This is a genomic window from Pseudomonas sp. NBRC 111130, assembly GCF_001320485.1.
Taxonomy (GTDB): Bacteria; Pseudomonadota; Gammaproteobacteria; order Pseudomonadales; family Pseudomonadaceae; genus Aquipseudomonas; species Aquipseudomonas vlassakiae.
On record NZ_BCBG01000004.1, the window covers coordinates 51,036 to 64,187 of the forward strand.

At 61.0% G+C, this 13,152-nt stretch carries 6 protein-coding genes and 5 tRNA genes; 6 read left to right on the forward strand and 5 right to left on the reverse strand.

All coding sequences use genetic code 11. The features are described from left to right. Nucleotides 1-483: a GAF domain-containing protein gene (locus APH33_RS02955; protein ID WP_054883717.1), complete on the forward strand. Its 483-nt coding sequence runs from the start codon at nt 1-3 to the stop codon at nt 481-483. A 154-nt stretch (nt 484-637) separates the two neighbouring features. Here APH33_RS02955 and APH33_RS02960 read toward each other — a convergent pair whose 3' ends face one another. Further along, nucleotides 638-1,405: a hypothetical protein gene (locus tag APH33_RS02960; protein WP_054883718.1), complete on the reverse strand. Its 768-nt coding sequence runs from the start codon at nt 1,403-1,405 to the stop codon at nt 638-640. Between the two features lie 267 nt (nt 1,406-1,672). On the opposite strand from APH33_RS02960, the gene APH33_RS02965 reads away from it, so the two are divergent. The 5 genes from APH33_RS02965 to APH33_RS02985 all read left to right on the forward strand — a co-directional run bounded on the left by APH33_RS02965 (nt 1,673) and on the right by APH33_RS02985 (nt 2,235). Further along, nucleotides 1,673-1,748, forward strand: a tRNA-Glu gene (locus tag APH33_RS02965). Nucleotides 1,749-1,750: 2 nt separating this feature from the next. Further along, nucleotides 1,751-1,826 (forward strand) — tRNA-Gly (locus APH33_RS02970). Nucleotides 1,827-1,918: 92 nt separating this feature from the next. Beyond that, nucleotides 1,919-1,994 (forward strand) — tRNA-Glu (locus APH33_RS02975). 3 nt (nt 1,995-1,997) lie between these two features. Beyond that, nucleotides 1,998-2,073 (forward strand) — tRNA-Gly (locus APH33_RS02980). A gap of 86 nt (nt 2,074-2,159) precedes the next feature. Further along, nucleotides 2,160-2,235: transfer RNA gene (locus APH33_RS02985), tRNA-Gly, on the forward strand. Between the two features lie 80 nt (nt 2,236-2,315). Here APH33_RS02985 and APH33_RS02990 read toward each other — a convergent pair. The 4 genes from APH33_RS02990 to APH33_RS03005 form a co-directional block, all read right to left on the reverse strand. Next, nucleotides 2,316-3,809 carry a hypothetical protein gene (locus APH33_RS02990; protein ID WP_054883719.1) on the reverse strand — a complete coding sequence of 498 codons (1,494 nt, stop codon included), beginning with the start codon at nt 3,807-3,809 and terminating at the stop codon, nt 2,316-2,318. Nucleotides 3,810-3,886: 77 nt separating this feature from the next. Beyond that, complete coding sequence (locus APH33_RS02995; RefSeq protein WP_082433405.1) at nt 3,887-6,076, reverse strand: autotransporter outer membrane beta-barrel domain-containing protein; 2,190 nt, start codon at nt 6,074-6,076, stop codon at nt 3,887-3,889. Between the two features lie 191 nt (nt 6,077-6,267). Then, entirely contained in the window at nt 6,268-8,268 is a 2,001-nt protein-coding gene (locus APH33_RS03000) for a hypothetical protein (RefSeq protein ID WP_054883721.1), read from the reverse strand. 54 nt (nt 8,269-8,322) lie between these two features. Then, nucleotides 8,323-13,071 carry an RHS repeat-associated core domain-containing protein gene (locus APH33_RS03005; protein WP_054883722.1) on the reverse strand — a complete coding sequence of 1,583 codons (4,749 nt, stop codon included), beginning with the start codon at nt 13,069-13,071 and terminating at the stop codon, nt 8,323-8,325. Between the last annotated feature and the right edge of the window lie 81 nt (nt 13,072-13,152).

The window sequence follows — 13,152 nt, forward strand, 5'->3', positions numbered from 1 at the left end:
ATGATCGACCTCAATGCCAGTGGCACCGGCCTCGACGGCTACAACCTGCTGGCCGCGCAAGTGCAGGCGCTGTTCGCCGACGAGCGCGACTTCATCGCCAATGCCGCACAGTTTTCGGCGTTTCTCTACAACCAGGTGGATGACCTGAACTGGGCGGGGTTCTACCTCAACCGCAATGAAGAGCTGGTGCTTGGCCCGTTCCAGGGCCAGGTGGCTTGTGTGCGCATTCCGTTCAGCAAGGGTGTGTGTGGCGCGGCCGCGGCCACCCGGCAGACCCAGCGGGTCGAGGATGTGCATGCGTTCCCGGGGCATATCGCCTGTGACAGTGCGTCCAACAGCGAGCTGGTGATTCCGCTGGTGAAGGAAGGACGGTTGATTGGCGTGCTGGACCTGGACAGCCCGAAACTGGCGCGCTTCAGTGAGGCAGATCAGCTGGGGCTGGAACGGCTGGCGGCGATCTTTCTGCAGTTGACCGACTGCTAACCCTGCGCCAATCCCTGTGGGAGCGGCCTTGTGTCGCGAAAGGGGTGCGAAGCGCCCCCGAGGGTTTCAGCTTCGCAGCAAGAATTGCGGGGGCCGCATTGCGGCCCTTTCGCGACACAAGGCCGCTCCCACAGGGCCGGTGCAGGCTTGAAGATCAGTCGTAGATCACCCGCTTTTTCCAGGTCTCGTCGTCATCGGTCTTGAGCCCCTGGGTCAGTTCGTTCTGCTCGTTCTCCGCCGGCTCCATCTTGTCCAGCACCTGGGCATTGGCCCGCGCCAGCAGCTTCTCCAGATAGGTCAGCTGCTCTTCATACACTTTCGGTTCCGGCTGCTTGCGCAGGTATTGCACGCCGCGTTCGAAAGCCAGGCGCGCCTGGCCGGGCTGCTCCTGCTGCAGGGCCTGCTGGCCAAGGTTGTTGAAGAACTCTATGTGCAGCAGCACCAGCATGTGGCGGATTTCCCTGACCCAGTGCTTGCCTTCGTTGGTCTGCAGGACGTTTTCCTGGGTGCCTTTGACGATCTGGGTGTGCAGGGCTTCTAGCAAGAACCGCACATCCTTGGCCTTGGCCTCGGTCTGGATCGGGCAGGGCGGGTTGTTCACCGGAATCCGCTCGCCTTGGGCAATCAGCCCTTCGAGTTCGGCGATGCGTGCCTTTAGTTGCGCATTGTGCTTGTCCAGCGCCAGTTGCCGCTGGTTGAGGTTCAGCTCCAGGCGTGCCAGCAGCAGCTTGAGCGCCGGGGTCATGAACTGGCCCGGGAAGGTCTCGGTGATTTCGCCGCAGCGGCGCACCCGGTCGGCGAGTTCGACTTTCAGCCGGGCGCGTTCAAGCTTGCTGTTTTCGACCACGTTGTTGAGGTAGCCGATCACGATCAGCAACGCGATACCCGCCACGATGAGCAGAGTGATCAGAAGTGGTGTCACCGTTAACGCCTCATTGAAGAAGAATTACAGCTTTGAGTGTAGTGAGTTTGCCAAGGTGCGAATAGCAGCACAGGCAAACCCTTTCTCTATATCGACCACGCCGCCCACATCTGCACCCCAACGAACCCGGAAGTCATTGATTTAAATAAATTTCTACAAAGGGGTTGACGCCTCTTCCAACCCTCCCTAGAATGCGCGCCACTTGCAGCGTAAAGCACACAGCGAAACGCGGCAGGGAGTGAAAGCAGGCAGCAATGCCAGCAGCGTGTCCCCTTCGTCTAGTGGCCTAGGACACCGCCCTTTCACGGCGGTAACAGGGGTTCGAGTCCCCTAGGGGACGCCAATGCGGGAATAGCTCAGTTGGTAGAGCACGACCTTGCCAAGGTCGGGGTCGCGAGTTCGAGTCTCGTTTCCCGCTCCAAATTCTCCGGCAACGCTTGACGGCGGGGCAGGAAATAGAAATCCAGTCTGAATCGTGAGGTTCAGGTGCTGGTGCACTGAAAAGTGTTGTGTGTCCCCTTCGTCTAGTGGCCTAGGACACCGCCCTTTCACGGCGGTAACAGGGGTTCGAGTCCCCTAGGGGACGCCAAATGCGGGAATAGCTCAGTTGGTAGAGCACGACCTTGCCAAGGTCGGGGTCGCGAGTTCGAGTCTCGTTTCCCGCTCCAGTTTAAATACTGTGGCGTTCGCACGGTGCAGTGGTGGTGAGGGTCTTCAGGGCGCCTTACGCCGATTAGCAGTAAAGTTTCAAATTGCGGGAATAGCTCAGTTGGTAGAGCACGACCTTGCCAAGGTCGGGGTCGCGAGTTCGAGTCTCGTTTCCCGCTCCAAACATCCTGTAAGGCGCAAATGCCTGCAGATTACAAAAAAAGACGCCTAGGCGTCTTTTTTTGTTTGCGCGTCAATCACGTCAAGGCAAGCGGTCCACCAGCGTGGCGCTGATCAGGGGGAAGGTCTGCCAGGTTTCCTTGTCATCGAAGCTGACCTGGGTTCTGACCACGAATTGATAGCTCCTTGCAAGGCGCTGCAACTGTGCCTTGCTGACTGCCCCCACCTCGAGCACCGGCATGTTGCCTGATATCGGCTTCTCGGTGGCCAAGGGCAGGGTAATGGTTTGCGTTGGGTCATCATTTCCCACCCCCTCGATCCACGCCGAGAGGTATTGGCCTGCGGCCATGAATTGCCAGGCAGCCAGGGTAAACGCGGCGCTGTCGCCCATGGTGTCCAGTTGCAGGATGCTGCCCTTGATGTCGTCGCAATGAATGATGGGCAGCCCGCTGAGGCCAGTTATTCGCAGGCGGTGGGTTTGAGAATCGAGAAGCTCGCCCTTGTAGTCCAGCAGTGTGTAGGTAAGCGGCAAGGTTTTCCGTAAGCCATGGGCAACGTACTCGGGAGGTATACGGTAGGCGTGCACCCCCGGTTCGATGGGTACGGCCGTCGTGTAGGACCCGGGTGCACCAGGTTCTCCCCAAAATACCGTGATTGTCTCGCCATCCTCGACCACCACTTCGTCGGGGATTGTGAGGGTCGCGTGGGCCACAGCGTTGCGCGGCACCAGGGTACTGGTGTGCGTTGCACCGTCGGCCTGCAGGATGCGCGGTGGCAGCAGTTTTCGTTCAGCCGGTGTGGCGACATTGCTGATGCCGACAGGCAGGGCATACTGGACTGCCGTGCCGGCGCGGTCCTGCACCTCGTAGCGGGCGTAGCACCAGCCGTTGGGAAACTGGCGTATGACGTCAGCGGGGAAAGGGAGGATCATCGGCTGGCCCAGGTCCGAATCCTGTAGCACCCGGCTGTCGACCAGTTCCCGGCCATTGGACTTGTCGCTCCAGTACCAGCTGAGGGTGTCGCCGGCTTCCTGTCCAAGATAGGGAGGCACTCCGGCCAGCACCTGATTATCGTTTTCATGCAGGTAGCGATCCGTGACGCCTTCCTCGAGCACTGCTCTGGGGAAGATCAGCGCGTTGTCTTCGGGTAGCTCCGGCGGCATGACGTCTATCACCAGCGGCAGCACTTCGGACGGCCCGGTGATCTTGTTGTACAGGGTTACCTCGTAGTGCAGCCGATGATGGCCGTGATTCAGATGTTCCACCGGTACCCAGAGTGTCAGCTCATGGTCCTGCACCTCTTCGGTGAATTCTCGTTCGATGATGCATACCCCGTTCCAGTAGATCCGGAGGTACTCCGGATCCTCGATCGTGGGGTCGCCCAGCCATTTCGCCACTTCGACCTGCAGAGGCCTGGTCGTGGCCTCGAACGGCAGCAGGTTGGTGGGTGACCCCGGGAACTCATCGAGTAGTTCCGGGACAACAGGTGCAAGGTAGGTAGCAGCCGGTTCGGCAGCGCAGGCGTGGCCGCCGAACAGCCGGAGTGATGATCTTTCGTCAGTGTTCGTGGTAGCCATCGCGTGTTCTCCATAGGACGATCGATGCCTGGCCCACGCAGCCGAGGGAAGGCCATGCAGGCCTTCCCTGTCGCAGGTCACCAGGTGTAGCGGACCCCCAGGTTCACACCCCAGGGTTGCTCGAGCTTGCTGCCATTGCTGTAGTCGAATTCGGCGTGGCCACTCCATTTGTCAGCCCAGGCTGCGGCGACCCCTATGCCGGCCTCGCCGCGCGTGCCCGAGAGGTTGTTGCTGAACGTGATGCCGTTGACCTTGACCTGGTTGCCGTCGGCAAATTCGTGCACTGCGGCCACCCGCAAGTAGGGTTGGATCATGCCGCCGTCGGCTGTGCCGAAGGTACGTCCGACCGTGGTGCCCGCCTTGGCTTGCAGTGAATGAGTGCGGCCACCTTCGGCGCGCATGCCGTTGTCCAGCGTGTAATCCTTGCCCTCCACGACCAGCCCGGCAACCTGGGCATACGGCTCGACGAAGTACCCGTTCGACCAGGCGATGTGCCGGCCGAACTCCAGCGAGGTGCCGACGCCGAGGTTCTGGTAGTCGCCCTTGGCCTTGCCACCATCGCTCAGGCGCACTTCTGCGTTGTTGTCGAAGCGGTTCAGCCGCACCACGCCATCGAAGTAATAGCCGGTAATCGGGTCGGCCCAGGTGGTGTAGGCGCCGATGTGGTAGCTGTCCACCGTGGCCGAACTGCCGCGCACCAGGTTCAGGTCGGACTTGCTGTAGCCTGCGGTGACCCCGACCAACCAGTTGCCGTCGCCGATCGGCAGGGCCGTGTCGGTGCCGAACGAAATCCCTTGTTGCTGCTGCTGGTAGGCGGCGCCCGCCGAGTTGCTCACGTTGTAGCGGTTGCCATAAGTACGCACCCAGCTGCCGGCCTGGGCGCCGTTGCGGCGCACTTCGCCGAGGCGGCCACGCAGGGTGGTCTGTTCGCCGTACCAGATGGTCGGGGTGGCATTGGCCAGGGCCATCACCGACTGGGTGCCTGGGCTGATCACGCGTTTGCTGAAGTCCAGGTACCAGTCGTTGCCAGGGCCCTTGCGAACCAGGTCGTAGGCGTATGCACCCACGTCCACCGGGCCGCCGTCGAGGCTGAAGTGGGCATCGCCGCTGCCGCTGTGCACCATGTGCACATCCTGGTCGCCGGCCAGTTCATGGCCGCTGCTGGTCACGCGCAGTGTGTGCTCGCCGCTGGCGTTGCCGACGATGTCGAGGAAATCGGCCTGGCCGTTGGCAAAGTCGACGGCCATGGCAAAGGTGCCATTGCCCTCGAGGCTGCCCAGGCTCAAGCTGACATATTCGCCCGGGCCACCAAACTGCACGGTGCCGCCGTTCATGGCCAGGTGGCCGACCTGGCCGTCCCCGACCATGGTCCATGCGGCGCCGCTGTTGATCGCCAGTTCTGCGACGTTCTCCAGGCGGCCGGTCAGCGTCGCCGCATTTTCCAATGTAACGGCGGCATTACCCCCTTCGGCGACCACGATGTCGCCGAGCAGATGGCTGTCATTCACACGCACGGCCGCGTTGGCATCGGCGGCCACCTCCACCAGCACCCCGTTGCTGCCGGTGAGGGTGGATCGGTTGAGGATGTCGATCTGCGCCGATGCAGGGTTGCCAGCACCCCGGCCGACGGCGATGGCGGCGCCGTCCAGGCCCTGCACATGGCTGTTCTCCAGCATGACAGTCGAGCTGCCATCCGCCACGCCGGAGCCGTCACGAATCTGTATGCCGTTGCGCCCGCCGCTGATCAGGCTGTCGCGGGCGACCAGCGTGGCGTCGAACAGCTTGGCCCCGTAGCCATTGGCGTTGGTCCCGTGCACCTCGCTGCCGATCAGGTCAAGGCGGCTCTGGTTGAGCAAAGCCCCTGTGCTACCTGCGCGAATGACGCTGTCTACGGCGGTTGCATGGGAGCCCTTGGAGCCGCCCAGCCCGGTGCTGCGGGCTTCGATCAGGGTGCGTTGCAACAGTGCGGTGCCTGCGTCGAGCAGCAACCCGTTCGAGCTGCTGCTGCCCGGGACGATACGACTGTCGTTGAGCACGACGTTGCCGCCCGCGGTAACATCGATGTAGAGGATGTCAGCGTTATTGGCCGTGAGCGTGGCCGGGCCAATCACCCGGTAGCTGTCCAAGGGGTGGCCGGCATTGAGTTCACGGTCCTTGTCGACAATCTGCTGGGCCGCTACGGCAGGGCTCCACAGCAACGGGCAAACCAGCGCCGCGTGCACCATTAGTGCTATCAACTTGGGTTTGAAAACAGTGTTGGTGGTCATGGAATCACCCCTGGTTAATGTAGGAATTAAGAGGGCGCTGCATCCTTTTTCAGGCTCTCGAATGTGTTGGGGCGAATTCTAAAGTTCATGAATCTGACTTTAATGTCGGAAAATTCCTACTTAATACAGCGCTTTTTCCGTAGGTGGCGCCTCGTTACAAGCCTGTCTGGACTTATAACGAGGCTTGCACATCAGGGCGTGAGCAGCTGGCAGGAGCTGGTGCCATCTAAAAGGCTGAGCTTCTCCACGGCCCAGTCCGAGGTGATGCTTTCATCGGATTTTGCATAGCGCACACGGGCTCGGCTTCGGCCTGAGGGCAGGTTTGAAGTGTATGTTGGCAGCAGATTAGTGTCGTAATCATCGATCTCCCAGATAAAGCCCAGAAGCGTGGTTTCGTCCAGAACTACGGAATCCTTCTTCTCGGCGCCCGGAACAGGGGATTCACCGTTGGACTCTGATGAGCCTATGTAGGGTTCCCAAAACAAGGTAATGATGTCTCCTACCTTCAGATAGGCGGACATGTCCGGTATGTCTACCCGAAGTTTCATGTCGTCGGTCAACTCGTCCGGGTTTTCGCGTAGCGAATTGCAGTTTATCCAGCCACCTGTCATATGCAGGAACGATGGCAACGGCAACTTCTGGACGATCGCCGTGACGTCGACAGTTTGTGCTGGCGAAGACTGCTCATTTTTGGCGGAATCGAATTCGCGAACGGTGTAATGCACAGGCACCATTTTGTTTCCGCCTGCTTCGATCTTCTCCCATGGAATTGGAACGGTAATGCCGACGTTGTCTCTTGGACGATCAACTACGCGCCCTTCGACGGCGAGTACACCATCCCAGTAGAAGTCGAGGACGTTCCCGTCGAAGGCGTCGTCAAACAGATCCAGCGAGAGATCTGCCGCCAACGTGAAGTCCGTCGGGTCGAGCACGTTATCCGTTTGGGAGTTCTTGCCTTTGACAGTGGGCGCGGTGAGTTTGGGGTTGATTGGGTTAGGCCAAGGGTCGGTAACAGGGTTGGTGGGGAACACGCTGAAATCGACCTGCACTTGAACTTGCCGGATTTCGGACGGCACCTCACCGCGCATGATGCGGTAGCTGACGGGGGTCGCGAGCTGGCCTGTGGCATCGCCATATTCGTGCTGCAAGGTGGTGCTGGGCACCCGGATGTCGATCGGGAATGACTTGCCGCCAACGGGCTCCTGCGGCAGCGGGGTCTGGCCCCAAGTGATGGCGATGTAGTCATCCTGGCGATAATTGTCGTAGGCACGAATTTGCACCTTGACGCCGTCGATGGCGTCCTGCAGGTACACCTCCCCAGGCAATTTGGAGAGCACCTCAGGGTCTTTCAGGTTGTCAGGCAAGGCGCCGAGGGCGACATTAACGGAAGTGTTCAGCGAGACGCGGCTCTTGTTGCCGGCCTTGTCGAACAGGTAGTACACCAGGTAGTACTTGCCATCGCTGGCCTTTCTCACGACATCGGCGGGGATCAATGCCTCCTGAGCACCCGTTATCACAGGCCCTTGATGCGCCGGGTCGCTGTAATCGTCATGCTCTTCGGGCGGGTGGTCAAAGTAGAAGACCTGGTAGGTATCGCCATCGGCATGGCCGGCATAATCCGGGATTGTTGCCTTGATGCCTTGAGGATTACTGTCGAGGTAATCGTCATCGATGTATGGGGCGGTGATCTCCAGGCCATCAAGTTTATCCATGTCACTGCGCAGGTTGTGAGGCGCTGTGCGGTCGCAGATCAGCGGCACGATTTCGGAATAGGCGACCTCCCCGATGATGGGGTATAGCCTGTATCGCAGCCAGAGACGGCCTTCGCTAAGGTCAGCGACAGGCACCTCCATCTCCAGGGGGAAAGTCGTGCTCTCTGTTACCAGCATCTCATCGCCCACGTCTCGGAAGAAACGATCCTCCGGGCCATTGTTGGAAAGCTGCAGATAGGCCGTTTGCTCATCATCGTCTTCGGGAAGGAAATCCCACTCACTTATTTGGACTTTCAAGTTGGTGTCCACGGCTGACCGCCACAGAGTGCCGTCGCCGCCGCTGGGATCGACGAGGCCGAACACCGTGGGGGCTCTCTCCAAGGCCACTGATTCCAAGCGGGACCTGAGGAAACGATGGTAGGCACGGCTGGCCTGGCTGGCAGCGAGGCGTTTCTGGGATACTGATTTTGCATGACTCATTGGTGTGTCCTCGTTTTGAATCAGTGTGTTGATAGGTGTTCAGGCCCTACCTGATCATCTCGGTTGGCTTCGCCGACCTGTCGTGCCAGTTGAATGCCTGGCCTCAATAGATGATCGCGTTCCTGAGGTTCTTGGGGGGGGACGGTTCCATATCGAGGTGAAGGGTCCCTGAGCCGATGGTTTGGGCTGAAGTGCAGCCGGGTCTCGCAAGGAACCCACTCTGTCATAACTCACTAGACGTACCGCCTCGTCGACGTTGACATCGGTTTTCGTTTTAGCTACGAGCGAGTAGAACCCCCGCCATTTGTTATTGGCCAAGCTGTGCCACATTTTGCTCGCCGCATTTACCAAGCTCGGCCCAACCACCAGGGCCATGCTGGCCAGGCTAAACCAGACCGCCATTTCCCCCGACGTCTCGTTCCCGGTGATCGCGTGGTCGATCTGGAAGCCCGTGGCCGTGATGGCGGCCCCCGCACCGACCGTATAGGCAACCGCAGTGAGGGCCTTCCCGGCTGCCAGCAGCCCTACCGCCTTCCATGCGACCACGGCGGCGACTGCGGCCTTGCCGGCGGTCACGACGGCGGCGATCGTCGCAACGATCGCGATTCCGACGAACAGCCATTTCAGCCAGGGGTGTTTTTCCTTGGGTTGTTCGAAGTCGGGCTGATAGACAAGGTCTTCATCGCTACGGCGCGGCCGCGAACTGACATGGCCGGTTGGGTCCTGGAAGGTGATCGGGTTGCCATGGCAGTAGCCGTAGTAGTTGAGCCCGCCGTCGCCAAACGGGCTCAGCGCATCCGGGCTGTGGAAGCGCATCAGCTCAGGGCTGTAGGCGCGGTAGCCTCTGCCCAGCAGGTAGCAGCCGCTGCTGGCATCGAACACTTCACCGTTGTAGCCCGCAGCGGCCTGCAAAGGTGCTTCGGCGTGGGGCCAGCCATAGGCGCTGTAGACTACATCGCGCTGCACGCCGGCCTGGCGCTCGGCAATCACGCTGTGGCTCGCGGTGGTCTGCAGCAGCAGCGCCTGGCCAGGGTTGTTCGCCTCCTGCTGGGCAAACGGCTGGTCGCCCAGATGCAGGTGATAGGTGCGGGTTGCACCGCTTACCGCCAGGCTCAGTCTGTTGCCCTGGTAGAACAGCAGGGTGTCCGGTTCACCTGCGGCGGAGTACCCCTGCAGCTGGTTATGACCATCGTAGTGATAGGCATTGCCGTCCACCGATCGCAAGCGGTTCTGGCTGTCATAGCTCAGCGCCCGGCCATTCTGATCCTCGATGAGGTTGCCGTTGCGGTCATACCGAAAATGCGGCTGGGTGGTACGTGCAGGGGTGTAAGTGACGCTGTGCAACTGGCAGGGATCGTCGCTACGGTAACGGTACTGGGCCCGCTCCCTGCCCGAGGCAAGGAACGTGGTGGTGCTTTCCTTGACGTTGTCGTAGGCATCGTAGATGAACGTCTGCAATCTGTAGGCGCGGCCCTGGCTGTCCTTCGGCGGGGTCAACCCGCTGCATTGGTGACGTAACAGTTGGCCACGCGGGTTGTAGTTGAACGTTTCCTTGAGCAGCTCGACCTGGCCTTGCTGCAGGTTGCGCTCATCCAGCAGGCCGTCCAGTCCCCAGGTCAGCACCTGGGTGCGCGCCGCCTGCCCGGGTGGACCCCAGGTACGCCGCCACTCACGGTCCTGGTCGTCATACTCGATGTGGCATTCCACTTTGTTGGCGGTACCGGTGTTACAGCTGACAAGCAGATCGGTGCGGCCAAGCGTGTCGTAGCTGATCTGGACCGACAGTGGGCCCTGGGCCAGGGTGCGGATGCGGCCATGCTCGTCGTAGTCACGCACGGTGGCCATGCCATCCTGGTCGGTGCTGGTCAACGGCAGCCCGAGCAACGAATAGCTGTGCTCGGTGCTCCAGAGGGTACCGTCCGGGCGCTCCAGTTGCTCGTGCTGCAAGCGGTCGTCGGTGTCGTACCGATAGCGAAGCGTGCCCTGGTCGTTCTCGCACTGGGTGACATGGGCGCTGACCGGGTGGTAGGCGAAGGTGGCCTGGTCATCAGGCGCCGTACTGCTGAGCGGGTAGCGGCTGTGGGCCAAGTCGTACTCATAGTCGATCGCCTGCCCGTCGGCCACCACTCTGCGCCGGGCACGGGTTTCGCCGGTGCGGTACTCGTACCGTTCCAGGCGCGGGCCACTGCCCGCTACCTTGAGCCGGTCGGTGCCATCGAATGCCTGGGCGCCGAGGTAGCTCTTGCGCTCGGTTTCGTTGCCGGGAAGCACCTGCACGCTGATCGGCAGGTCGCCATCGCTATGACCTGCGTAGCGGCGCTGTACCCGGGAATTGTCCGGCAACCGCATTTCCAGCACCCGGCCCCAGGCATCGTAGGTGAAGTGCTGTTCGTGGCCGCGTTCGTCTTTCTCCAGTATGCAGCGGCCCAGGCCGTCATAGCGCCACGTGCGTTCGGCCACTACCCTTTCCTGGTCATCCAGGCGCATCTGTTTCAGGGGTTTGTCGAAGGCATCGAGCCAGGTTTGTGTCCGCCCGACCACGGCACTGCCGGCCTGGCGATGACGATGGACGATGCGGCCGCTGTGTGAACGGTCGCCCAACGGGTCTGTGCGTTCATGCCATTGCACGCCATCCGGGGCAATGAGGCAGTAGCGCTCCCCCCAGTCGTCATACAGGTAAGTCTGGGTCAGGGTCAGGGGCCGCTCATTGTCCAGTTGGTCGTAACGGGTTTCTTCGGTGACCCTGCCGGCCCGGTCATAGCGTACGGCGAGGGTTTCGACGAATGCGGACGGGTTGTTCGGCAAGGCGTGGTCCCGCAGTTCGCTGACCACTCGGCCAAAGCTGTCGAGCAGGCTGCGTATGTGCACGCCGCGAGTGTTGGTCAGCTGTTGGCTGGCCTGCTCCCCATACGCGGCGCACAGCACGTACTCGTAGTGCTGGCTGGCTTCCTTGTCGGTCCCGGGGGCTTCGGTTTCGCACACCAGGCGGCGCAACGCATCATGTTCGTAGCGGGTCTGCACGCCATTGCGGTCCTGGCGGAAGACCAGCTCGCCGGTGAACAGCGAACGCTGTTCCAGGCTCGATTGCTCGGCGCCATCGAAGCCAATGACCGTCGTCTGCACTTGCAACAGCGACTGGCCGCCAGCGGCGTCGGCGGGCGAGCTGTAATAGAAATCGGTGACGGTCTGCAGGTGGTTGCTGAGCTGGATCTTGCGGGAGGGGCGCCCGTGCATGGAGGCGTCGTGCGCAGCCAGCGTGTAATGGTGCTCGATGCTGCGCAACAGCCGCTCGCCATCGTTCATGTCGACCACGGTTTCGCTGCGCCGTACCTTCCAGCCTGGCAGGCCACTGTCTTTCAGCGCAGGCAGGTGGAGGTATTCATAACGTTCGCAGATCACCGCAGCTGCGCTGTCGCTATCGGCTGCAGGTACGGTTGTCTGTTGCGCCAGGTGTCGGACAAAGCCTTCTTCGTCAGCGGGGTGCCAGACGTTGCTCAGGGTGACGCCGTTGGCCCCGGTGCGCGTGAGCAGGTTGCCGTAGGTGTCGTAAGTGCTGCGTTCGAGTTCGCTGCGTGAAGGGGGTAGGTGGCCAGGCAGCGTCCAGCGACGCTCTTGGCTGGTTTGCAACTGAAACCACGGCTGCTGCTCGATGAAATGTTTTTCGTAGTCGACGTCGTACGCGCTGAGCAGCGTGTTTTCATGCCCGTTCTCGATCGAGCTTTCACGCACTGGCAAATGAAAACGATCAAAACGTCTTTCGATACGGCGAACTTCGACGTCGTCGACCTTGAGGATTTCATTCGAACCGTACTCGTAGGGGCCGAGGTGTCTGTACAGATTGTCCAGCCCGGAATCGTCCCACCCGCCCTGCGTGCCACCACCGAGGAAATTATGGATGCCCGGGTATTCGTACGTCATAGCCAAGGCCGGCTGGCCGAACCGCGCGTCGATGCGGTGGCCGGTGACTCGCGGCAATGGCATGAGGCCGCTGCCCTGAGGGAATTGATGGCCGCCGTCATGATAGTTGAGGTACTCGCGGGCACCGGTCGGGGTGTCAACCTGAGTGACGCACAGTTTGCCCAACACCGTGGCATATTCGAATCGCCAACTGGCCAGTTCGTCCGTCGGCAACTCGATACGCGCCACCCGTCGGTCGCTGTTGGCCAGGATCATCGAGTAGCGCGCCAGGGGGGCACCGTCCGGCCCTTGGTGGGGATGCTCTTCGAGTTCCACGCGCTGGTCATGACGGGTCAGTCGCAGCAGCATCCTGCCTGTGCCGTCGGTGATGGTGTGCAGCACCGGGTGACGGCTGTCGAAGCGTTGGTACTGGAACGTGAGACTGTGCCCGAGCGGGGAGAGCAGCCTTGTGGTCAGGTACACCTGATGTTGCGAAGTGCCCTGTTCCTTGAGAATTTCGACCACACCTGAGTGATGCACGACGCGCAGGCCGTCGTCGTCTTCGGGATACACATGGAAGCTGGCCAGTTGCTGCTCCCGAAGCTTCATGGGCCGGCTGCTGCGGTCGGTGATCTTCAGCGATTCTCCCGTGCTCAGTGACAGCATCTGGTTGTGCGGCGTGTATTGCGAAATCTGCAGGTTCCAACCCCAGCCATATCCCGAATCGCCATCGTTGAGCGGGTTGAAAAACAGCTTTGGCTGGAACTCGGGGCCTTGCCGATCGTTGCCGCCCAGCTCGGGCAACTCGATCGCCACCGTGTACTGCCCGGTGCGTGGATCCACCCCGCCGGTGGTGTAGCTCGTGAAGTTCAGCGCATTGGAGTGCAGGTTGGTGTTGAGGGTCATGGCTCACCTTCGCACGAGTGTGTCGTTGCTCGATTGCGCCGACGATAGGAGCCACGCGAAGCACTGTCACCTAGCATTTCT

What these genes read in the sequence shown, in the direction of transcription:
- APH33_RS03005 (WP_054883722.1), bottom strand. Translation starts at nt 13,071, where the DNA reads ATGACCCTCAACACCAACCTGCACTCCAATGCGCTGAACTTCACGAGC.
- APH33_RS02990 (WP_054883719.1), bottom strand. Translation starts at nt 3,809, where the DNA reads ATGGCTACCACGAACACTGACGAAAGATCATCACTCCGGCTGTTCGGC.
- APH33_RS02955 (WP_054883717.1), top strand. Translation starts at nt 1, where the DNA reads ATGATCGACCTCAATGCCAGTGGCACCGGCCTCGACGGCTACAACCTG.
- APH33_RS02995 (WP_082433405.1), bottom strand. Translation starts at nt 6,076, where the DNA reads ATGACCACCAACACTGTTTTCAAACCCAAGTTGATAGCACTAATGGTG.
- APH33_RS03000 (WP_054883721.1), bottom strand. Translation starts at nt 8,268, where the DNA reads ATGAGTCATGCAAAATCAGTATCCCAGAAACGCCTCGCTGCCAGCCAG.